Here is a 19,518-nt window from a genome sequence, read left to right on the forward strand (position 1 = left end):
CGCCTGCCCGATGCCCGCCCCCGGACCTGGAGCCCCCAATGAGCAGAGCTATCCTCGGCGAATTCGCCCACATCATCCGCCAGGCGCTGGAGGAGGACCACGCTCTGGTGCGCTCCACGGGCGTACAGGCGACCCCGGCCGGGCCGAGAGTGCTGTTCGAGGCGGGCGAGCTCCCGGCGCCCTCGAAGCCGGGATTCGCGCCCAAGCCGCGCTCCGCCCTCGTCGCGGAGGCGGCATCCCGCTACCTGGCGACGCGATGGGCTGAGGGCCCCCTCCCACGGCCAGTCCCGCTGGATAGCTCTGCCGCCCTGGGCGAGGCTTTCCCCCATGTATACGCGAACGGAACAGAAACGCCGTGCGGCTGGCATTGGCTGATGTTCGCGGGCGCCGAATGGCTCGTCGAGGCCCGACTGCCGCAGGGTTTCCACACCAGCCAGGCCAAGGAAAAGTTTGCCTGCCTCCGATGGTACTGGCACTGCGACGCCGTACGCGACGGGCAGGCCGCGGGCATCATCCGAGCCGTCGAGGCCATCTCGGCCGGGATCTGCGAGACGTGCGGCGGCCCGGGCACGCTCCGCCGTGGCGGCTGGGTGAGGACGCTCTGCGATGAGCACGCCGCCCGCCGTTGACATCTACCGCAACCTGAACCGCCGAGCCTAGTCTGTCCGGGCCGGCGGGCGGGTCGTCGGGCACGTCGAGGGGATCTCCCTCGCTGGCGTCACCCTGAGAGCCTCGGAGGCGGCCCGCCTGCGCTGCGCTCGCCTGGGGATTCGTGACGTCCACGCGTGGGCCCGCGGGATCCCCGCCGACCAGGCGCGCCCGCCGGAGGCGATCCGGGTCCGGTACCACCCCCACGTCGAGGCGGGATTCCGCGGCCCGGCGGGCGAGCTCGTCACCGCGGCGGAGGTCTGCTGGGCTGAGACCGACGGGTCTTTTTGGTGCCTTGCGGCTTGGAGTGGCAGCATACGTGACGGAGGGACACCGCGATGACGATGCTGACACGCTACGGGAGCCAAGCCTTCGACCTCGCTGACTTGGCGAGCCGGCCTCTCATCGACGACTGGGAGCTGGTCCCCGAACACCGCGGCGACGGCATGGTGCTGCGCGGCGTCGACGAGCAGGGGCGCACGCGCGAGACCGGGACCGTCCAGGGGCTCGATGCCGAGGCCGGCTGGGCCTGGACCTGTACCTCGAAGCTGATCCGCCTCGGCACCCCGCTCTCGCATGACCCGACCGCCGGAGTGACGCTGTGAGCGCCCTCACCCCCGACCTGCGCGCCCGCATCCAGGCGGCCTTCAACGACCGGGACAAGCTCGCCGGCGGCTGGTCGCCCCCTGGCGAGCTGTGGGCCAACGCGCCCACGCTGAATAGATGGCGCTACGCCGTCCATCCCATCTCGGGGACGCTCGCCCTCTCGGGCTATCTCGACGGCGAGTCGCGCCTGACCGAGCCGGTGGTCGCGATGTTCACCGCCGCCGCCGGGATCGGGTGGGCGAGGACGCTGGCGGGCTGGGTCCGCCTCGCCCTCACGGACTACCACGAGCACAAGGCCGGCAGGATGCTGCTGCCGCCGCACGCCCGGGAGATCGAGATCGCCGCCCGTGAGGCGGGCTACCGCGCCCCGCGGCCCTCGCTCCAGCCGATCGGGGACCTCAAAGACGATGTTCGCTGGGAGGCAGTCGCCCGCCACTTCGAGGCGACCGCGAGCGAGCCGAGCGCCGCGCTGGCCGTCTTCTACGCCCGGCTCAAACGCTGCCCCCTCCCCCAGGCGCACGCGAAAACCGGCGCCTGGTGGCTGTACCGCCTTCTCGATTTCGAAGCCACCTAAGTCCCCGGCGGTCCCGGGGCATCCCCCGGAGATCCTCCATGCGTTCTATTTTTATTCTTTTCGCCGTTCTCGCCGCCTCGCCGGCCCTCGCGCAGTCCCGGATCCCGCCGGGCGACAGCTGGGGCACGATCGTCCGGGAGGAGCTCTCGCCCTCGTATCGGACGGAGGGCACCCTGCGCATCCAGCGCGAGGCGACCGGCTGGCGCTTCCGGATCGACTGCCACACGCGGCATGACAGCTACGATCAATCCTGGGATGCCTCCGCGTGGGGGCGTGCGACGATATCGGGTGACACGGTCTCGGGGACGGCCGAGGGTGGTAGCCAACCTCGGAGCGTGATCGGGAGAACGTTCCGGCTGCGTCTGGATGCCAGAGGGGCGGAGTGGGTCTCGAACCTGCCGAGCTGCCCTCAGCGTGCACAAGGCGTCCGGAAGGCGCGGTGACCCGGCGCCGGGCCCGCCGCGGGAAGGCGTTGTCTGGCCGCGGTGCGAGCCAGGGCGGGAACCTGGCTTAGACCTCGGAGACCCGGTTGGGCGACAGGCGGATCGACCGCTCGACATCGCACCACGCGCCGCCGCGGCCGGGGCCGCCGGTGGCCGATGCGTTCGAGTGCACTGTGGGTGGCATCGTCGGCATGATCTCTGCCTCCGCAACCGAGGAGCAGGGCGCGGCGACGCAGGAGATCGTGCGCAACGTCGCGCAGGCCGCGACAGGCACCGGCGAGGTCACATCGAACATCGCCGGCGTCGCGGAGGCGTCCGAGGACACCGGCGCCGCCGCGAGCCAGGTGCTGGCTTCGGCCTTCGACCTTTCGGTCCACGCCGAGCGCCTCGGGAGCCAGATGGGTCGCTTCCTCGCCACCGTCCGGGCCGCCTGAGAGAACGGCAGGCCCGAAGATGACGTAGCGGCAGGCGGCCCAGGTCGAAAGGGCATAGGGCCGCGCGATGCATGCCGCCCCCTGGCTAGGTGTATGGTCCCGGACGCGCGTCGACTGGAGCCGGGGCCCGTCGCAGGTGCGAAACGAGTGTCGGCGTGTCTCGCTGGCAGGGACAAAGCGAGGCGTGGCCGACCTCGGGTGAACCGCTCCGGGTTTCCCGGAGGCTCCAACTTCTGAGAGGATGGAGCCATGACGAAGCGAACAGCCCCGTTTTCCCCTGAGGTGCGCGAGCGCGCCGTGCGGATGGTGCGCGACCACGAGGGCGAGCACGGCTCGCAGTGGTCGGCGATCCAGTCGATTGCTGCGAAGATCGGCTGCTCGGGCGAGACGCTGCGGAACTGGGTGCGCCAGTCCGAGCGTGATCAAGGTGTGCGACCCGGGCAGACGACGGACGAGCGCGAGCGGATCAAGGTGCTTGAACGTGAGAACCGTGAGCTGCGCCAAGCCAATGAAATCTTGCGCAAGGCGTCGGCGTATTTTGCCATGGCGGAGCTCGACCGCCGGTCGCGGCCATGATCAGCTTCATCGACGATCATCGGGAGGTCTATGGGGTCGTCCTTCGAGAGCCTCAGGATGAGGCCGATCTGCAGGGTGCTGCCGATCGCCCCGTCAACCTACTACGTGCATGCCGCCCGGCGTGCCGATCCCGAGAAGCAAACGGTTCGTGCTCGCAGCGACGCGGCGTTGATGATCGAGATCCAGCGTGTGTTCGAGGCCAACTTCTGCGTCTACGGCGTGCGGAGGGTCTGGCGGCAACTGGCCCGCGAGGGGATCGTGGTCGCTCGATGCACGGTGGCGCGGCTGATGCGCCGATTGGGTTTGGCGGGGGTGGTGCGTGGCAGGACCGTGCGCACCACGATCTCCGATCCGGCCGCAGCTTGCCCCCTCGACCGCGTCAACCGTCAGTTCAAGGCTCCACGGCCGAACGCTCTGTGGGTCAGCGACTTCACCTACGTGGCGACGTGGTCGGGCTTCGTCTATGTGGCGTTCGTCATCGACGTGTTCGCCCGGCGCATCGTCGGCTGGCGGGCCTCACGCAGTGCTCATGCAAGCTTCGTTCTGGATGCTCTGGAGCAGGCCCTGCACGAGCGCCGTCCTGTCCAGGGCAGCGGGCTGGTGCACCACTCGGACTGCGGCTCGCAATACTTGGCTCTACGGTACACAGAGCGCCTGGTCGGTGCGGGCATCGAGCTGTCGGTCGGCAGCGTCGGCGACTCTTACGACAACGCCTTGGCGGAGACGATCAACGGCTTGTTCAAGGCGGAGGTGATCCACCGGCGAGGACCATGGCGCTCCTTCGAGGCGGTCGAGTACGCCACCCTGGAATGGGTCGACTGGTACAACCACCGTTGCCTCCTCGCGCCCATCGGCAACGTCCCTCCCGCCGAGCTGAAGCGCGCTGTCATACCCACCTCGGCGACCAAGCCCTGGCCGCCTGACCCAAGCCAATCAGCCTCCGAAAAACCCGGGGCGGTTCAGGGCTCCTCCAGGCGACCGGCGAGGCAAAGTTGGCCCTGGTCGCCATCACATGTCCGAAGCACCTTGGCCATGAGCCGAGCGAAGCCCGCTTGGAGCCCGCCCTCACGGGGATTCCTCGGGTAGGCATCTAGCCGTAGAGCGCCTGCGCCATGGCTTGGTAGAGCGGCAGGCCGAGCGCGATGTTGAACGGGAAGGTGACCGCCAGCGAGCAGGCCAGACACAATTCAAGAGAAATTCTGCAAATGGTGCGCAGCCAAACGAACGGCGTGCGAACTCCTGACCACACGCGAACCTGCAATCCGCGATTTGCGCCTTCGGAATTGTAGAGCAGGCCATGCCATTTGGGCTTCACCCTTAATTTTCCGGCGCTCGGCGTAAGAACGGACGCCGGCCATTCCTGACCTTGCCACTGCTCTCCCAGCCGAGCCTCACCAGGATCGCTTTCACCCGCAGTTGCTCCATCCGGTTGAACTTTTGCATCTCCATGAGCAATGCTCCAATGGCCACCTCGCCCAAAGTGACGTCATCTTTGCCGACGAGCCAGTTCTCGATTGTCTCCTCCCAGGCGTCGACTTCGAACCGCGCCTCTTGCTGCGGCTTGATGAATTCGGCCTCGAATTCTGCGTCTGGCCAGGATCGCGCGCCCGCTTGGTACATGACTACGGCCTCGGCGAAGAGTTGGTCCCGATCTCGCGCCAAGGCGTCAAGGTCAATTCTGCCAGTCTTCACCGGCCAGAAACGCCGGGCCCCCGTCTCGTCGCGCAGGTACGCCGGCATGTTCGTTGTGCCGATGAAGACACACATCCTAGGTTGGACGACATCGCAGCGGCCATAAGGTGGCCGGTACTCATCGATTTGTCGGCTCATGAAGCTCTTAAGTGCGTTGGCGTCTGCCTTAGTGGTTGCTGACAGTTCCGATATTTCGACCAACCACTTGCCTCGAAGATGCATACTCACATCCTTGCCGGATCCGATGTCGGGCAAGTTGTCGGAAAACCAGGGATCACCAAGAAGTCTGCACGCCGAAGACTTCTTCCGGCCTTGCGGACCTTCCAATACGAGCATGTAGTCTGCCTTGCAACCTGGGTCGAAAATCCGCGCCACCATGGCAACCAGGAACATTTCGCTGATGGCCCCCGTATAGGCAGCAGGTTCAGCGCCGAAGTAGTCGATGAGCCACATTCGGGCACGGGGGATCCCGTCCCACACCAGCCCCTCCAAATAAGTCCGTACCGGATTGTGGGACCGCCCAGCTGCATGTAGCTCGATCGCCTGGTACGTCGTATCTTTCGACAGGCGCGTGATTCCGGCTAGCTGCAGGTACTCTTGCAGCGCCGTGATGTCGGTGTCCCTAAGCGGGCGCTCCTTGAACGAACGCCTAGACCCTTCGTCGGGCCCCCCCGGGACGGGCTGAGTAAGCATATTCTGCTGGCGCATTTCGTCAAAGACGAAGCACTCGCCGATCTCTGGAACGGCGCGCAACGCTAGCATCGCATTAGCAACATTGGCGATCGGTTCACCCTTATCGGACACCTGACAACCCGCGATCCATGCAGGGGATGGGGGTCCTTGGTCGCCTACAGCCTTGTCGTTCGCCGGCGGCGGCGGACGTCCCGCTTCAAAGCGGAAGGTCCTGTAGGCTTGTGCTTCAACCTCAGCCGGCATGGGGGTATCCCCTCACGAGGTCGTTCAAATCCGACCCGGCGCGGCGCGGCCGTACTAACACTACCTCGACATCTCGCCAGCGCTCGACGCATGCCTTGGCTGCAGCACGCCCGGTCTGGTCGTTGTCGACCGCAACCCAGAGTTCCGTGACGCTAGGGAGCATTGGGAGTCGCGCGATCCCCCCAGCCGAGATGAGGCTCCATACCGGGGCGGCCTCGAATTCCGGGATCACCTGCAGCGAGAGGGCCGTTTCGATCCCCTCGGCAATGCCGAGTCGACCACCTGCTTCGGCCCGCGACGCGAACTTGATTGCCCCATTCGCGATCGGGCCCATCGAACGACGGTCAACGCCATCGATCTTGACCTTGAGGCCTTCGAGCGACAGTGCCGTGCGGTGGATACCTCGCAAGTAGCCACCTTCGACGTCGTGAACCAAGGCCAGCATCGCCGGCGTGCGGCGGCCCTTACCGAATGGGCACTTGGGATGATAGCGCACGACGGAGACGCTGGCCGACGGGAGGGTGAGGCCGCGGCTCCGTAGGTACAATTCAACCGGCGTCCCACTTGGATCGATTGCTTCGTCCCAGAGCCGCTTGGCTTGATCGACGCGCTTGCGATCCTCATCAGTCAACTCCCGGGAGGGCGAGGATGCAACGAGCGTCGGCGCCGTCGACGACCGCCGGCCACCGAACGACGCTGGCGGCAGGTTCATCAGGCGGAGGACCTCGTTCTTCGCCTGCAGTGGACAGCCCTCGGAGAACAGCCAGACGAACAGCCCCCCGGAACAGTCCGGGGCGATCCTGATCGCCATGGACCGGTCGCGCTTGGAGTGCCCGGGCGCGGGGGCGTACACCACCTTGCCATGGCAGACCTCGCCCCGAGTGACGCGGGCAATTGTGTAGAGGTCGAACTTCATCACGCCCTCCCGCTATTGTCAGCGAAAACCTCGACTTCCGTGTCCGGAGCGACCCGCCGCACGAAAGCTTCCCACGCCCGCTCGAACTCCGGTGCGGTCTCGATCACGGTCGCAGCGCACCCCTAGCGGGCGAGTTCGGCGCACCGCACATAGGCGGCGATCGGCGGCTCGCACGAGACGATGCTAACCCCTGCACATGCCCTCAGTAGGGCACCAAGGGAGCACTCATCGAACGCGGCCGGCCCAAGCGCCGGAACCGTGTCGTCACCGATGAGGGCGACGAACAGCGGCACGGTTGGCGGGTCGAACGCCCCGACATGCTGGGTGACGATCAGGAAGCCGCAGCCCGTGGCCGTTATGGCGTCTAGGATCGGCTGCACGTGGGCGGGAAGTACCTTGCGCAGGGCTGCGAGCTGGCGCGGGGTGACAGGCTCGACGGACAGGTCCGGCATCACGCCTCCCCTCTCGTCCCTGGCCAGAGCTGCCGCGACGACCGGCTCGATGCGGTGCGCGGCCGCGTAGGCTTCCACGTCCGCGACCCGATAGGCAACGCACCGGCCGAAGACGTAAGCGGCCGGACCGGTACGTGCGGCCCTTGCCTTGTTCAGGAAACTCTCGCTGACGCCAAGGCGACGTGCCGCCTCCCGCGTCTTCATCGGCTGCTCCCCGGGCGGGAACATCTTCTCGGTACGCATCGTGACCTCCGTACGGTCGGTCGCCGGTGTGGCGCCGATCTGCGGGAGATCAGACGGGAAAATCTGAGCTATGGCTCGCCCGGTTGCGTTGAAGACGAACGGCTCTTGCGTTGAACGCACCTGCTCCGGGCGGGCGTGCCGGCGTCATACGTTCCTGGCGAGGACGCTGAGTTCCGATTTCACGCCGCCGCGCTCGTCGGGATGCCGAAGCAGGGTAGCGAGGATCTTGAGCTTGTACGGTGACGGATCCTCGTCGAACCTGCCGTACGACTCCCATGCCTTCTTGATCAGCTCTTCAAGCCGTCCGGCGGGAATGGTCAGGCCGTCGGGGCCGCGCCCGTTGGTAATTCGCAGGGTGCGGGCGACATGCAGGGCGAAGTCTAGGTACGGCGCAGTACCGACGTGCAGCGTCGACGCGGAAAACTCGGCCTCCGCCAATTCTGCTGCGGGCGGCAGCGCGGAGAACGCGGCACGCCATTCCGCGCGGAGCACGCCTAGATTGACGCAGACGAGGCCACGCATCTCCTGTCCGTCGATGACCATCGACTCCGCATAGGGCTCTACGAAGGCTGCGGACGCCCCGTCTTCGCGCCAGTGGGCAGGCGGGATTGGCACGCTGCGCCCGTCCCCGTTGACGAGTACCGCACCGAGAAGGCCCTCGGCCAGGACTTGGCGGTAGCGCCTAACGAGCTGTTCCTCGAACTGTGCCACTTGCACTTTAAGGTTTTCGGGCAGTGGTGCGCCGACTGCAGCGAGCCCTCCAGCGCTCAGCCCCGCCCGAAGCCGCGTGGGCGACATGCAACCGATCACCGGTGGGGTCAGCGTCAACTCGAGGGTCGTGACGGCGGCGGGCCGGATTTCCTCTTCCCGCATCCATAAGGACTGATGGAGCTGCTCCTCGAACATCACAGAGACCCTGAAGCCGGCCGGGTCACGCCTATCTGGTCCGCCGTCCGACGAAACCTGCAAGGCCGTGGATACGATGGCATGACGCATCAGCCGTGGCGCGATCTGTTCTTTGTTCGAGTCCTTTGTAGGCTCGTGGCGGTCGATAATGAGACTGCAGAGTTCAAAGGGCGATGGGGCTTACGCCTCCGGATCGATGCCGTGGTTGTCGTGCAGAATGGCTGCGGCCAAGTAGGTCGCTGCGAACGGCAGGGTGACGTGGCTGGAAGGCAGGAGGGGCATCGGGCGCTCCGTCGAGTAAGGTGGGATAGTACCGTCCGGGGAGGGGCGTTAAGCAGCCGTTCCACGTCGTCCGCAGCGGCATCTAGGGATTTGCCGGGGTGTGGATAGCTGTGAGCACCGGGGAAGTTGAGGAGACGCTTTAGAAAGCCGAGCGGCGACGTGCAACGCTGAAACTCCGAGCAACGCTGCCACCTATAATCCTTCCTAAGTGTCCACCTGCGCCCGTGTTGGGTGATTTTAATGGCGCCGGCGTTCTCAGCGTTGCCAGCGTCATCAGGCGGTCGGGGTCTGGTCGCCGAGGTCGGCATGGTCGTGGTCAGTCCCCATCGGAGTGGTCCGCCCTGAAGTATCGCTTTGAGCCGACGGAGGACGGACATGATGGGAACGAAGAAGCACAAGCCGGAAGAAGTGGTGGCCAAGCTGATCAGGAAACTCGGTGCATCGTCATTGACTCGCAGGACGATCGCAGCATCACCACGACCCGTTTGAGCTGGATCAAGGCTGCCACCGCTCATCGCGCCATCGTGGACGCCGTGTTCAACCACGGGGGACGACGATGATGCCGTTCACGAAACTGACGGGCATGTTTCACCCACGCACGGCGCGGATGCCGAGCGATGTCGTTCGGCCTCAGGAGGCGTACCGCGCGGCAGTCACGGTCGAAGACGGATACCGGTATCGGGCGATCGGAAGTGCCTTGGCCTTCCTCATAGCGGCCGCCGCATCCCTCCTAGTGACGGGGCTGCTCCGGATCGTGCTCTGACGAGCGGTCCCGAAGCAGCGGGACGCGGCGTCGTTCCAAGAAACGGGTCAAACCATGCTCGTTGTGATGGTCGCAAGCGTCGTTCTCGTCGCCGTCACCATCCTGGTGCTCTATGAGACCTTGCGGCTGACCTCGGAGCATCTCGCCGAGTTACCTGTGCCGCCCCGCACACGGATCATCGCCGTGGTGCTCGCGGCGTTAGTCGGTCACACGGTGGCGGTCTGGGTCTATGCAGGCGCCTATTGGGTGCTGGTGCTGCGGCTCGGGCTCGGCGCTTTCTCGGGCGTGCCCGTCGAGACCTTCGAGGATTGCCTGTTCGTCTCCGTCGTCGCCTACACCTCGCTCGGCTACGGCGATCATGCGCCCCTCGGCCACGCTCGACTCCTGACCGGGGTAGAAGCGCTCAACGGCCTCCTGCTGATCGGCTGGTCCGCCTCGTTCACATACCTGGCGATGGAGCGCTACTGGCCGCTGCACAGCAAGACGTCCTCGCGGAAGCCATCGAGGAGCCGGCGCCGCGCGGCGGCGGAGCCGGCTCGGCCGCCGCCTTCGTACCGCGGGCCGGGCCTTGAGCCGCACCGCGACGTTGCGCCGGATCAAGGTCGCGGACCCATGCACCGCCGACAATCCCGCATCCTGCAGATGGAGAAGGACCATGCTGCGCGAGTACCTCGTGACCTTCCATAAGGTTGTCTCGGACGATATCGGTCATGACCGCCGCGTCCTTCAGCAGCAGGCCGTCATCGCCGCGCCCTGCCCGGTCTCGGCCCTCACAATGGCCAAGACCCTGTTCTGCGAGACCGCCGGCATCGTCGACTGGCGCCTGCGGGCGGACAGTTGCGAGGTCGTCGTCCTGACCGACCACGCCGCATGAGGAGGCCGCTATGAGTCAAGACCTCGCCCAACCCATCCATTGGCAGGGGCGGCAATGGGCCGTGACGGCCTACGGGATCGAGGCGCTCGATGGGATGTACCACGTCCCGTTCTCCGAGATTTCGCCGGCAGACGACGGGCCCGCGCCCTGGCTGGAGGCGCTGCGCCGCCGCTACGGTACTGACCGCAACGACCTCGACGCGGCCCTGAGGGTAGCACGCAGGATCCTGACCGAGGCCGCGCCGGCAACCATGTGAGTTCGAAGCGGGGCGGCCGCAGCCTTGCGAAACTTGCCTCCTCGATCGTGTGGGGCCTAATCCAGCGCAGCGCGAGTTCGCCCCGCCTGTCCATTCTATCGGTTCCTTTGCGAGCGATTACGGAACGGAGCCAAGAGAGGCAGGCGATGCATATGATGACATATGCGCCGGTCGTACTGGTGGCCGAGCCACAGGCCTTGCCGGGCCTGTGGCTGGAGGATGTCCTGACTCACGCGGGCTGCAAGGTCAGTGGCCCCTACGGCACCTGCCCCGACGCTCTCGCGAGCCTGGATGCGGCGCCCCCCGACTTCGCCGTGGTCAGCACGGACTTGAACCGGGGCTCGGGCTTCCCGCTCGCCTGCGCGCTGCGGCGGCGCGGCATCCCCTTCGCCCTGATCGCCGGTACGGCGCGTATTCCCCGCGCCTTCGTCGACGTGCCTGTCTTCGACCGGCTCTTCGGGGCGGGCGAGATGATCGGGACCGTCGCGGCTTGCCGCGCGGGTTCGGGTATGCGTCGGGGAGGACGGACCTGCCCGATGGCGGACCGACTGTCCGCTGGCGGCGCGCTTCTCCCGGAACCCCTTGCGCTGGATCAATGTCCGGCCGCCTGCCGGGCGTCAGCCTCATCGTCGGCCGGGTCGGGCTTCGATCGGCCCCGACCCCGGCGGGATCAAGGAGACACCCATGAGTGACAGGACGATCCGCCAGAACGTCATCGACGAACTCGACTTCGACCCAAGCATCGACGCCGCCGGGATCGGCGTCGCGGTCGAGGACGGCATCGTCACACTCTCCGGGCACGTCGCGAGCTACACCGAGCGCGTCGCCGCCGAGAAAGCCACCCGCAAGGTGCGCGGCGTGCGCGGCGTCGTCGAGGAGATCAAGGTCCGCTTCGCCGGCGACAAGCCGCCGCGCGACGAGGACCTAGCCCACCGGGCGGTGCAGATGCTCGACTGGGCCGTGACCGTGCCGAAGAACGCGGTGCAGGTGAAGGTGCAGGACGGCTGGGTGACGCTCACCGGCGAGGTCGAGTGGCAGTACCAGAAGGAAGAAGCACGCGCCGCGCTGAAGCGGCTGACGGGCGTCGCCGGCATCGTCAACATGATCGACGTGACCCCGCGCGCGGACGCGGCCGATGTGCGCAAGAAGATCGAGGCGGCGCTCAAGCGCAGCGCCGAGGTCGAGGCAGACGCGATCCGGGTGACGGTCAAGGACGCGCAGGTCACGCTCGAGGGTAAGGTGCATGCCTGGCACGAACTCAGGCTGGCCGAGACCGCGGCGTGGTCCGCGCCCGGTGTCCGCGCGGTCGTGGACCGGCTCACCGTCGCCTGAACCCTTACGTCTGAACCGGGGTGCGGGCCGGGCCCGCCTGCCGTCCCGCGCCCCGGCCCGGGAGCCGCGCATGACTGATCGGAGCGCCCGCATGACCATCGCCAGCATCCTGGTGGCCGTTGACCTCGAGCCCTCGGCGCGCGAGCGCCTGCGCCTCGCCGGCCATCTCGCCGACGCGTTCGGGTCCGGCCTGATCGGCGTGGCGGCGGACGAGCCACCCTACGGGGTTCCCCCGGTCGGCCCGACGCTCGGCAGCACCTACGCCCTGGCGGCGGCGAGCGAGATGGTGATGAACGATCTCACGCGGGCACATGCGGTCTTCGAGGCGGAGATCGGCCGGGACCGACGCAGGGCGTGGCGGTCGAATCTCGGCCCCTCGCTTCCCTTCCTGATCGCGCAGGCTGCTGCGGCCGATCTCGTCGTGGTCGGCCGGAGGGAAGCGCCCGCCCTCTTCGCGATCGACCCGGGCGATCTCGCGATGCAGCTCGGAGGACCGGTGCTGGTCGTGCCACCGGGCATCGACCACCTCGACGCCAAGCGCGTCCTGGTCGGCTGGAAGAACACCCGCGAGGCCCGCAGGGCCGTGAGGGACGCAATACCCTTCCTCGAAAGGGCCTCTCAGGTCGTGGTCGCCTCGGTCGATGACGGATTCGGGCCGGCAGATCCCCGGGACCTCGTCGCCCTGCTGCAAGCTCACGGTATCGCGACGCGAGCCGTGACCCCGGACGCGACCGGCACCACGGTCGCCGGGGCGCTCACGGACGCCGCCGCGGAGTACGGCGCCGACCTCGTCGTCGCGGGAGCCTACGGCCATTCGCGCCTGCGGGAATGGGCCTTCGGCGGGGTCACCCGGGACCTCATGGCCGGCAGCCCGGTCTGCTGCCTGATGAGCCATTGAGTCGGACGGCGGTCGAGACGCGCGGGAGCGACTTGGATGATCGCGAAACCTCCCCTCCTGATCCCGCATCGCGGATGCGTCCTCGTCGCCGACGGCCGAAAGGCGCTAGTGCTGCGCAACGAAGGATATCCGCTCAACCCGGATCTTCAGGTCCAGCACGCGATTGAAGCACTGCCCAACCCGCCGGCCCGCGAGCAGGGCACCGACCGCCCGCCCCGCGTCCGGGTCGACGAGCGCCGCAGCGCCATCGCGCAGACCGATCGACATGAGCAGGCCGAACAGCGTTTCGTGGCCGAGGTCGCGGCCGGGCTCAACCGCATCGCCGGCCCGGTCTCGGCCCTTGTCGTCGTCGCACCACCGCGCATCCTCGCCGCCCTGCGCCTCGCCCAGCCCGAGCGACTCCGTCGCGTCACCGTGGCGGAGATCGATCAGGATCTGACGAAGACCACGGTGAGCGAGATCCAGCGGCATCTCTGCGGCCGATGATCCTCGGTCCTTCGATCTCGGCAAGATCGATCTCGGCGAGTCAATCCCGGGACGCCAGCGCTGGCGGCCTCAATGGGCCATCAGCACCGGCATGCGCGCGGTCTCGATCACCTGGCGGGTGACGCCGCCGAGAAGGAACTCGCGCACCCGGCTGTGGGTATAGGCGCCGAGCGCCAGCAGGGTGGCGTCCATCCTCCCGGCGGCATCGAGGATGGCGGCGCCCACGGAGGTTCCCTCCCCGACCGTCAGATTGCTCGCATGGGCCACGATGCCGTGCCAACGCAGATAGGCGCACAGGTCCGCGGCTCTCGCCTCCTCGGCGCGGTCCGTGCGCGCCTGCACCACCGTGACCCGGTTCGCCGCGTGCAGCAGCGCGATCGACTGGGCGACGAGGCGCGTTCCCTCCAGGCTGCCGTTCCAGGCGATCACCACGTGCTCCAGGAGGTCGTGGGGAACGACCTCGCCCACCATCAGGGCGGGCCGCCCGACCGAGAACAGCGCGGTGTCGAGAGCCCGGCCGGTGAAGGGCTGTGCGGGATCCGGCCGGTCGACGATCACGAGGTCGGCGACCCGGCCGGCTAGCGTCAGCACGCGCTCGACCTCCCCCGACCACTCGGTCCAGGTGGCGAAGGTGGCGTCCAGGCGCTCGACCTCGGGCATGAACGGCACGCCCTCGCGCGCGCACCAAGCCTGGAGCGCCGCCTTGCCCTCGGCAGCGGCGGCGCGCATGCCCTCCTTGATGGCCGCGATCGTGGCGCTGCTCACCGGCGCCGTGCCGGCCAGAGCCGCCAGCACGTTCTCCGGTCCTGGGGCGATGAAGCCGACGCCGATATGGGCGTGGAGGCGCCGGCTGAGGCGCAAGGCGGCGTCGAGCCGGCGGGTCGGATCGAGCCCGGGCGCGGTCGGGACGAAGAGGCAGCGCAGGAACATCGGAGGATCCTCCGGCTCAGCGTTCGAGGGACTTGAGGTAGGCAATGAGGGATTGCGCCTGGTCCGGGTCGAACCGGAACTCGGGCATGCTCGGATGGCCGGTGCGGATGCCCTCGGCCAGGGACTCGGCCAAATCCTCGACGGGATAGCGGGCGTGCAGGTCTCGGAACGGCGGTGCGGCGGCCAGGGGGCTGAGGTCGGAGCGCCCGACGGCGTGGCAGCGGGCGCAATGCGCGCGCGCCAGCGTCCGACCCTGCTCGACCTGCCGATCCCAGGCACGAACGGGAGTGGACGGGGACAGGAGCACGACGGTGCCCATCGCGAGGAGGAAGTGGGCGCGCATCAGTGGCTCATCAGGCAGCAGAGGGGAGTCGTGCGCAGGACGTCGCGGGTGACGCCGCCGAACACCCACTCGCGCAGGCGCGAATGGCCGTAGGCCCCCATGACCAGCAGGTCCGCGCCTTCGCGCTCGCAGAAGCGCAGCAACTCATCAGCCACCGACAGGGCCGGGTTCGGCAGCAGATGGGTGGTGGCGGCAAGGCCATGCCCGGACAGGTACTGGGCCGTCGCCTCCGCGCCCCCATGATGGGCGTCCGGCCCGGCGGCGACGACGCAGACCCGCTCGGCGCCGGCAATGAGCGGCAGGGCATCGTGGACGGCGCGACGGGCCTCGCGCGTGTCCTTCCAGGCGATCACCACCCGCTTGGGCACGAGGCGCTCCAGGCCCGGCGGCGCCACCAGGACGGGGCGACCGGCCTCCATCAGCAGGGCACCGGGGGAGACGCCCATCGGGCCCGGATCCCCGTCGCCGGGCCCGTGCCGCCCGACGATCACGAGATCGGCGGCGCGGGCCTGTTCGGCGGTGTAGGTCAGGGGCGTGGACAGGCTGCTGCGCCAGGCGCGCTTCGTCATGGATCCGGCCTCGCGCTCGAACAGCGCCTTGGCGGCCGCCAGCCGCTCGCGGGCTCGTTCCTCCTCCGCGTCGTAGAGGCGCTCGGCCACGATCCCGTTGCTGGCTGGCACGATGACCGGAACCGGGCATGCGACGACGCCGACGAGCCGTGCCGCGTGAGTCGCGGCAAGCCCCGCCGCGAGCTGGGCGCGATCCGCGCAAGCGGCTCCGAGATCGACGGATACCATGATGGAGGAGAGTGTCATGACCGTCTCCCGTGCCGGGGCTTGATCTCCCGTGCTGAGATCAGTGTCTCGCGCTGCCTCGCCCGGTGCTTTGATGCATCTCAAGGCCGGGATCCCGCCCCGCCGGCAGGCTCGCCCGAGATCTGCGGCATCGGGAGGCCGACATGCGGGAGACCGGCACGGCAGCGGGCGCGGCGCGGCCCGGCGGCAAACGAAACCACGAGCCCGGCCCCGCCTTCGTGCCCGGGCCGCTTGGGCCGCAGAGCTTGCGCGAGATCGACGCCTACTGGCGCGCCGCCAACTACCTGTCAGTTGGACAGATCTACCTGATGGACAACCCGCTGCTACGCCAGAAACTGGCCCCGCAGCACGTCAAGCCGCGGCTCCTCGGGCATTGGGGCACCACGCCTGGACTCAACTTCATCTATGCGCACCTGAACCGGGTCATCCGCCAGCGCGACCTCGACATGATCGCCGTCTGGGGTCCCGGCCACGGCGCCCCCGGCCTCGTCGCGAATGCCTGGCTCGAAGGAACCTACGGCGAGATCTATCCGGACGTCTCACGCGACGCCGACGGGATGGCGCGCCTGTTCCGGCAGTTCTCGTTCCCAGGTGGCATTCCGAGCCACGCCTCGCCGGATCTGCCAGGCTCGATCCACGAGGGTGGAGAGCTCGGCTATGCGCTGGCCCACGCCTTCGGCGCCGCCCTCGACAATCCGGGCCTGACCGTCGCCTGCGTGGTCGGCGACGGCGAGGCGGAGACGGGCCCCCTCGCCGCCGCCTGGCATTCGAACAAGTTCCTCGATCCCTTGCGCGACGGTACAGTCCTGCCGATCCTGCACCTCAACGGCTATAAGATAGCCAACCCGACCCTGCTCGCCCGACTGGAGCGGGCCGAACTGGAGAGCCTGCTCGTCGGCTACGGCTACGCTCCGGTCTTCGTCGAGGGTCACGAGCCCGGCCCGATGCACCAGGCAATGGCGGCCGCCCTCGACGGCGCGCTCGATGCCATCGCGGCGATCCGCGAGCGAGCGCGGCGCGGCGCGACCGGGCGCCCGCGCTGGCCGATGATCGTGCTGCAGAGCCCAAAGGGCTGGAGCGGGCCGCGGATGGTCGATGGCAAGCCGATTGAGGGGACATGGCGGTCGCACCAGGTCCCGGTCGCGTCGGTGCGCGAGAACCCGGAGCACCTCGCAATCCTGGAAAGCTGGATGCGCTCCTACCACCCGCAGGAGCTGTTCACGGCGGACGGAGCGCTTGCATCGGATCTCGCGGCGCTACCGCCGACGGGGCCGCGGCGCCTCTCGGCCAACCCACACGCCAACGGTCACGGGTCGCGGCCCCTGCGCCTGCCGGAACTGGCACCCCTCGCGGTCGAGGTGCTGGCGCCGGGCCGCGCGACGGCGGAGGCGACACGCGCGCTCGGCGCCTACCTCCGTGAGATCCTGGTACTGAACCGGGAGGCCCGCAACTTCCGCATCATGGGACCCGACGAGACCGCCTCGAACCGCCTCGACGCGGTGTTTTCCGTCACGAGTCGCGCCTGGCAGGCCCCGATCCTGCCGGGCGACGATCACTTGAGCCGGGACGGCCGCGTGATGGAGGTCCTGAGCGAGCATCTCTGCGAGGGCTGGCTCGAGGGCTACGTCCTGACCGGCCGCCACGGCCTTTTCGCGACCTACGAGGCCTTCGTGCACGTCGTCGATTCGATGGTGAATCAGCACGCCAAGTGGCTCAAGGGGTCCCGCGCCCTGCCCTGGCGCCGGCCGGTGCCCTCGCTCAACATCCTGTTATCGTCCCACGTCTGGCGCCAGGACCACAACGGCTTCAGCCACCAAGATCCGGGCTTCATCGACTTCCTCGCCAACAAGCGCGGCGACACCGCCCGCATCTACCTGCCGCCGGACGCCAACACGCTGCTCTGCGTCATGGACCACTGCCTGCGCACCTACGACCGTATCAACGTGGTGATGGCCGGCAAGCAGCCGGCCCTGCAATGGCTCGACCTTGAGGCCGCAGCCGCCCACTGCGCGGCGGGCGCCGGGATCTGGGGGTGGGCTTCGAACGAAGGCGATGTCGAGCCCGACGTGGTGATGGCTTGCGCCGGGGACGTGCCGACCCAGGAAACCCTGGCGGCGGTCGAGTGGCTGCGCCGACACGTACCGGACCTGCGCCTGCGCGTCGTCAACGTCGTCGACCTGATGACGCTGGCCTCGCCCGAGCTGCATCCGCACGGGCTGGACGACGCCACCTTCGACAGCCTGTTCACCCGCGACCGCCCGGTGATCTTCGCCTATCACGGCTATCCGTGGCTCATCCACCGCCTGACCTACCGGCGCCGGAACCACGACAGCTTCCACGTGCACGGCTTCGTCGAGGAGGGCACCACGACGACGCCCTTCGACATGTGCGTGCTGAACCGGCTCGACCGCTACCACTTGGCGCAAGCGGCCCTGCGCACCGTTCCGCGCCGCCTGGGGACCCGGGGCGACCATGCCGAGCAGGCGTTGCGGGACGCGCTCGCCGCCCACCATGCCCATGTCTGCCGGACCGGCGAGGACCTGCCGGAGATCCGCAACTGGGCTTGGGCTGAGCGGCAGGCTTCAACGCAGCTCGACCCACGCCGCGTTGAGGGCGACATCATGCAGGGAAGCTAGGAATCATATTTTATACAATGCAAGAAATCTTGCGATTTCAAAATGCATCCATCGTCCAAACGGGGTGCTACGTTTCTTATGATATTTATATGAATGATATAATTGTTTGTGTGATTTTGCTATAAATTTGATACTTATCGTACTATATCGAGGTGGATTTTTTGAAGCGGTCGGAGAGCTAATTGCGCCAAAAAGAGTTGCATACGGGCTCTAATATGATAATTGCTCATTGCGCGTGGAGCAAAACGGCATGAAGCCAATCATCCCTTTTGAATTCGAGCCATGCTCCTCCGAATTTGCAACCGACCACCTAATCTATAATCTGAGCGATACGGGCAAGCATGTCTCCTGGCCTCCCGCGCACGTGAAGATTTTTGTTCCCCCACATGATTATTATCCACTTCCCGAAGATCTAGAGGCGGCAAATCCCGATTATTTTCGCATGTATGGAGCCAAGGGCTTTGTGGCTGGTTCTTACGCTGAAATTCTCGTTAATGGAATTTCTGACTTTGCATCATTCAACATGGGTGGCATCGAAGTAAGCTTCGGAAGAGCTTCTCCACTCGCTGCTTATATATTTGATTATGTGCATAGGGCAAAATATTTTGGCGCCTGGTATGAAATCAATTCAGCAAGAATCATAGGCATCGATACGCACTCTGTCGAGGCCGCATTTATAAATGCCTGCATGCATTACCATGACAGAACCGGCTCGTTGCCCCAGCCTTGGGCAATGGACGATAGCTTCATATGGGAAGAAGAGCCGGACGACCAGGGCGCTGTTACCTCTTCTCTAGGCCCTATTGTTAAGGATCTAGATCCCTTGCGGTTTTATTATTTTGGCGTAGCTCAAAAAGACGATGTTTCCGCTTGTATATATTTTTATAGAACACTGGAGTATTTTTCATTTCTCATGAACCAAGCAAAGCTCACAAAGATTCGCCATGACGGAACAATCTCAGAAGCTGATTTTGCCAAGCGCATACTTGATATAGTGTTTAAGGACGAAAAGGGCCCTATACTACAGATGATTAACAAAATATCCGAATCAGAAGATGCGTCTGAAGCATTCAAGAGTAAATTAATAATCAACAATAATATTGGCTCACTTGGTGAGGCAATTTACTCGTTTAGGAATTCGATTGTTCATGGTAAATTTAGCTATGGGTATAACTTACAGTCCGGCTCCGTGTTTGACGAAGGGGAGCATTTGTCGGCATGGCGGGCCGTGCTCCAAAAATTAGCATGGAAGGCGCTTGCGAAATATGGTTCTCGTCTTATATAGAAATATATTATATAAAATCATTCGATATTCGATTTAAAATCACTTAGATATGCAACCATAAAAGTCCGAAAATTCCCGCTGCCGGCGGCATGGATCGAGACGTACTCGCCCATCACGAAGGCATGCGTCCCGAGGCGGTAGCCGGGCTCGTCGTCGTCCGTCGTGCGGTCGTCGTAGTCGATGAGCCAGGTC

The 19,518-nt window shown here is 66.3% G+C and carries 21 protein-coding genes, 3 pseudogenes and 1 other annotated feature; of the genes and pseudogenes, 16 read left to right on the plus strand and 8 right to left on the minus strand.

Annotated features, from left to right (window positions below):
* Nucleotides 1-38 precede the first annotated feature (38 nt).
* From VQ03_RS05340 to VQ03_RS05370, 7 genes and pseudogenes are all read left to right on the plus strand, one after another.
* Nucleotides 39-629 (plus strand): hypothetical protein, encoded by a 591-nt coding sequence (locus VQ03_RS05340; protein WP_053078415.1) that lies wholly within the window; start codon nucleotides 39-41, stop codon nucleotides 627-629.
* 55 nt (nucleotides 630-684) lie between these two features.
* A pseudogene (locus VQ03_RS35385) lies at nucleotides 685-990 on the plus strand (hypothetical protein); the annotation flags it as partial.
* Complete coding sequence (locus tag VQ03_RS05345; protein WP_048449837.1) at nucleotides 987-1,253, plus strand: hypothetical protein; 267 nt, start codon at nucleotides 987-989, stop codon at nucleotides 1,251-1,253. The pseudogene VQ03_RS35385 and the gene VQ03_RS05345, both read left to right, overlap by 4 nt.
* A complete protein-coding gene (locus VQ03_RS05350; RefSeq protein WP_048449838.1) occupies nucleotides 1,250-1,828 on the plus strand; it encodes a hypothetical protein in 579 nt (192 codons plus the stop codon). Before VQ03_RS05345 ends, VQ03_RS05350 begins: the two co-directional genes overlap by 4 nt.
* Nucleotides 1,829-1,866: 38 nt before the next feature.
* A complete protein-coding gene (locus VQ03_RS05355) occupies nucleotides 1,867-2,271 on the plus strand; it encodes a hypothetical protein (RefSeq protein ID WP_048449839.1) in 405 nt (134 codons plus the stop codon).
* A 173-nt stretch (nucleotides 2,272-2,444) separates the two neighbouring features.
* Nucleotides 2,445-2,705: pseudogene (locus VQ03_RS05360) on the plus strand (methyl-accepting chemotaxis protein); the annotation flags it as partial.
* Nucleotides 2,706-2,954: 249 nt separating this feature from the next.
* A pseudogene (locus VQ03_RS05370) lies at nucleotides 2,955-4,204 on the plus strand (IS3 family transposase).
* Nucleotides 3,236-3,374, plus strand: a sequence feature (AL1L pseudoknot). Its footprint overlaps the pseudogene before it by 139 nt.
* Nucleotides 4,205-4,371: 167 nt before the next feature.
* Here the strand turns inward: VQ03_RS05370 and VQ03_RS33655 are convergent.
* From VQ03_RS33655 to VQ03_RS05390, 5 genes are all read right to left on the minus strand, one after another.
* On the minus strand, nucleotides 4,372-4,596 hold the full coding sequence (locus VQ03_RS33655; protein ID WP_167376060.1) for a sodium-dependent bicarbonate transport family permease: 225 nt from the start codon (nucleotides 4,594-4,596) through the stop codon (nucleotides 4,372-4,374).
* 2 nt (nucleotides 4,597-4,598) lie between these two features.
* Nucleotides 4,599-5,909 carry a virulence-associated E family protein gene (locus VQ03_RS05375; protein ID WP_083467793.1) on the minus strand — a complete coding sequence of 437 codons (1,311 nt, stop codon included), beginning with the start codon at nucleotides 5,907-5,909 and terminating at the stop codon, nucleotides 4,599-4,601.
* The gene (locus VQ03_RS05380) at nucleotides 5,899-6,825 is read right to left on the minus strand and encodes a DUF7146 domain-containing protein (protein ID WP_048449842.1); all 927 of its coding nucleotides are present in this window, start codon (nucleotides 6,823-6,825) and stop codon (nucleotides 5,899-5,901) included. The genes VQ03_RS05375 and VQ03_RS05380 overlap by 11 nt, the downstream gene beginning before the upstream one ends.
* A 122-nt stretch (nucleotides 6,826-6,947) precedes the next feature.
* Entirely contained in the window at nucleotides 6,948-7,520 is a 573-nt protein-coding gene (locus VQ03_RS34265) for a helix-turn-helix transcriptional regulator (RefSeq protein WP_048449843.1), read from the minus strand.
* 144 nt (nucleotides 7,521-7,664) lie between these two features.
* A complete protein-coding gene (locus VQ03_RS05390) occupies nucleotides 7,665-8,426 on the minus strand; it encodes a hypothetical protein (protein WP_048449844.1) in 762 nt (253 codons plus the stop codon).
* Nucleotides 8,427-9,525: 1,099 nt separating this feature from the next.
* Between VQ03_RS05390 and VQ03_RS05400 the strand changes: the two genes are divergently transcribed.
* From VQ03_RS05400 to VQ03_RS05430, 7 genes are all read left to right on the plus strand, one after another.
* Nucleotides 9,526-10,158 carry an ion channel gene (locus VQ03_RS05400; RefSeq protein ID WP_083467794.1) on the plus strand — a complete coding sequence of 211 codons (633 nt, stop codon included), beginning with the start codon at nucleotides 9,526-9,528 and terminating at the stop codon, nucleotides 10,156-10,158.
* Nucleotides 10,127-10,345, plus strand: a complete 219-nt coding sequence (locus VQ03_RS05405) for a hypothetical protein (RefSeq protein ID WP_425350032.1) — start codon at nucleotides 10,127-10,129, stop codon at nucleotides 10,343-10,345. The genes VQ03_RS05400 and VQ03_RS05405 overlap by 32 nt, the downstream gene beginning before the upstream one ends.
* A 10-nt stretch (nucleotides 10,346-10,355) precedes the next feature.
* Complete coding sequence (locus tag VQ03_RS05410) at nucleotides 10,356-10,601, plus strand: hypothetical protein (protein WP_048449846.1); 246 nt, start codon at nucleotides 10,356-10,358, stop codon at nucleotides 10,599-10,601.
* Between the two features lie 146 nt (nucleotides 10,602-10,747).
* On the plus strand, nucleotides 10,748-11,293 hold the full coding sequence (locus tag VQ03_RS05415) for a response regulator (RefSeq protein ID WP_245291975.1): 546 nt from the start codon (nucleotides 10,748-10,750) through the stop codon (nucleotides 11,291-11,293).
* A complete protein-coding gene (locus VQ03_RS05420) occupies nucleotides 11,286-11,933 on the plus strand; it encodes a BON domain-containing protein (RefSeq protein ID WP_048449847.1) in 648 nt (215 codons plus the stop codon). Before VQ03_RS05415 ends, VQ03_RS05420 begins: the two co-directional genes overlap by 8 nt.
* A 91-nt stretch (nucleotides 11,934-12,024) precedes the next feature.
* On the plus strand, nucleotides 12,025-12,831 hold the full coding sequence (locus VQ03_RS05425; RefSeq protein ID WP_048449848.1) for a universal stress protein: 807 nt from the start codon (nucleotides 12,025-12,027) through the stop codon (nucleotides 12,829-12,831).
* Between the two features lie 36 nt (nucleotides 12,832-12,867).
* Nucleotides 12,868-13,317 (plus strand): host attachment protein, encoded by a 450-nt coding sequence (locus VQ03_RS05430; RefSeq protein WP_048449849.1) that lies wholly within the window; start codon nucleotides 12,868-12,870, stop codon nucleotides 13,315-13,317.
* A 69-nt stretch (nucleotides 13,318-13,386) separates the two neighbouring features.
* Here the strand turns inward: VQ03_RS05430 and VQ03_RS05435 are convergent, their stop codons facing one another.
* The 3 genes from VQ03_RS05435 to VQ03_RS05445 are packed head-to-tail and all read right to left on the minus strand — an operon-like array spanning nucleotide 13,387 to nucleotide 15,405.
* Nucleotides 13,387-14,247 carry a universal stress protein gene (locus VQ03_RS05435; protein WP_048449850.1) on the minus strand — a complete coding sequence of 287 codons (861 nt, stop codon included), beginning with the start codon at nucleotides 14,245-14,247 and terminating at the stop codon, nucleotides 13,387-13,389.
* A 16-nt stretch (nucleotides 14,248-14,263) separates the two neighbouring features.
* Nucleotides 14,264-14,590 (minus strand): c-type cytochrome, encoded by a 327-nt coding sequence (locus VQ03_RS05440; RefSeq protein WP_048449851.1) that lies wholly within the window; start codon nucleotides 14,588-14,590, stop codon nucleotides 14,264-14,266.
* Entirely contained in the window at nucleotides 14,590-15,405 is an 816-nt protein-coding gene (locus VQ03_RS05445; protein ID WP_048449852.1) for a universal stress protein, read from the minus strand. Before VQ03_RS05445 ends, VQ03_RS05440 begins: the two co-directional genes overlap by 1 nt.
* 143 nt (nucleotides 15,406-15,548) lie before the next feature.
* Between VQ03_RS05445 and VQ03_RS05450 the strand changes: the two genes are divergently transcribed.
* Both VQ03_RS05450 and VQ03_RS32760 read left to right on the plus strand, forming a co-directional pair.
* Entirely contained in the window at nucleotides 15,549-18,041 is a 2,493-nt protein-coding gene (locus VQ03_RS05450; RefSeq protein ID WP_083467795.1) for a phosphoketolase family protein, read from the plus strand.
* A gap of 250 nt (nucleotides 18,042-18,291) precedes the next feature.
* Complete coding sequence (locus VQ03_RS32760; RefSeq protein ID WP_157063972.1) at nucleotides 18,292-19,326, plus strand: hypothetical protein; 1,035 nt, start codon at nucleotides 18,292-18,294, stop codon at nucleotides 19,324-19,326.
* Nucleotides 19,327-19,518: the final 192 nt, after the last annotated feature.

The organism is Methylobacterium tarhaniae (assembly GCF_001043955.1).
GTDB classification, from domain to species: Bacteria; Pseudomonadota; Alphaproteobacteria; order Rhizobiales; family Beijerinckiaceae; genus Methylobacterium; species Methylobacterium tarhaniae.

Bases quoted from the DNA above. Each gene is read 5' to 3' on its own strand.
- VQ03_RS32760 (WP_157063972.1), top strand. From the start codon at position 18,292: ATGAAGCCAATCATCCCTTTTGAATTCGAGCCATGCTCCTCCGAATTT.
- VQ03_RS05340 (WP_053078415.1), top strand. From the start codon at position 39: ATGAGCAGAGCTATCCTCGGCGAATTCGCCCACATCATCCGCCAGGCG.
- VQ03_RS05345 (WP_048449837.1), top strand. From the start codon at position 987: ATGACGATGCTGACACGCTACGGGAGCCAAGCCTTCGACCTCGCTGAC.
- VQ03_RS05440 (WP_048449851.1), bottom strand. From the start codon at position 14,590: ATGCGCGCCCACTTCCTCCTCGCGATGGGCACCGTCGTGCTCCTGTCC.
- VQ03_RS05420 (WP_048449847.1), top strand. From the start codon at position 11,286: ATGAGTGACAGGACGATCCGCCAGAACGTCATCGACGAACTCGACTTC.
- VQ03_RS05425 (WP_048449848.1), top strand. From the start codon at position 12,025: ATGACCATCGCCAGCATCCTGGTGGCCGTTGACCTCGAGCCCTCGGCG.
- VQ03_RS05375 (WP_083467793.1), bottom strand. From the start codon at position 5,909: ATGCCGGCTGAGGTTGAAGCACAAGCCTACAGGACCTTCCGCTTTGAA.
- VQ03_RS05355 (WP_048449839.1), top strand. From the start codon at position 1,867: ATGCGTTCTATTTTTATTCTTTTCGCCGTTCTCGCCGCCTCGCCGGCC.
- VQ03_RS05390 (WP_048449844.1), bottom strand. From the start codon at position 8,426: ATGTTCGAGGAGCAGCTCCATCAGTCCTTATGGATGCGGGAAGAGGAA.
- VQ03_RS05400 (WP_083467794.1), top strand. From the start codon at position 9,526: ATGCTCGTTGTGATGGTCGCAAGCGTCGTTCTCGTCGCCGTCACCATC.
- VQ03_RS05450 (WP_083467795.1), top strand. From the start codon at position 15,549: ATGCGGGAGACCGGCACGGCAGCGGGCGCGGCGCGGCCCGGCGGCAAA.
- VQ03_RS05445 (WP_048449852.1), bottom strand. From the start codon at position 15,405: ATGACACTCTCCTCCATCATGGTATCCGTCGATCTCGGAGCCGCTTGC.
- VQ03_RS34265 (WP_048449843.1), bottom strand. From the start codon at position 7,520: ATGCGTACCGAGAAGATGTTCCCGCCCGGGGAGCAGCCGATGAAGACG.
- VQ03_RS05405 (WP_425350032.1), top strand. From the start codon at position 10,127: ATGCTGCGCGAGTACCTCGTGACCTTCCATAAGGTTGTCTCGGACGAT.
- VQ03_RS05430 (WP_048449849.1), top strand. From the start codon at position 12,868: ATGATCGCGAAACCTCCCCTCCTGATCCCGCATCGCGGATGCGTCCTC.
- VQ03_RS05410 (WP_048449846.1), top strand. From the start codon at position 10,356: ATGAGTCAAGACCTCGCCCAACCCATCCATTGGCAGGGGCGGCAATGG.
- VQ03_RS05415 (WP_245291975.1), top strand. From the start codon at position 10,748: ATGCATATGATGACATATGCGCCGGTCGTACTGGTGGCCGAGCCACAG.
- VQ03_RS05435 (WP_048449850.1), bottom strand. From the start codon at position 14,247: ATGTTCCTGCGCTGCCTCTTCGTCCCGACCGCGCCCGGGCTCGATCCG.
- VQ03_RS05380 (WP_048449842.1), bottom strand. From the start codon at position 6,825: ATGAAGTTCGACCTCTACACAATTGCCCGCGTCACTCGGGGCGAGGTC.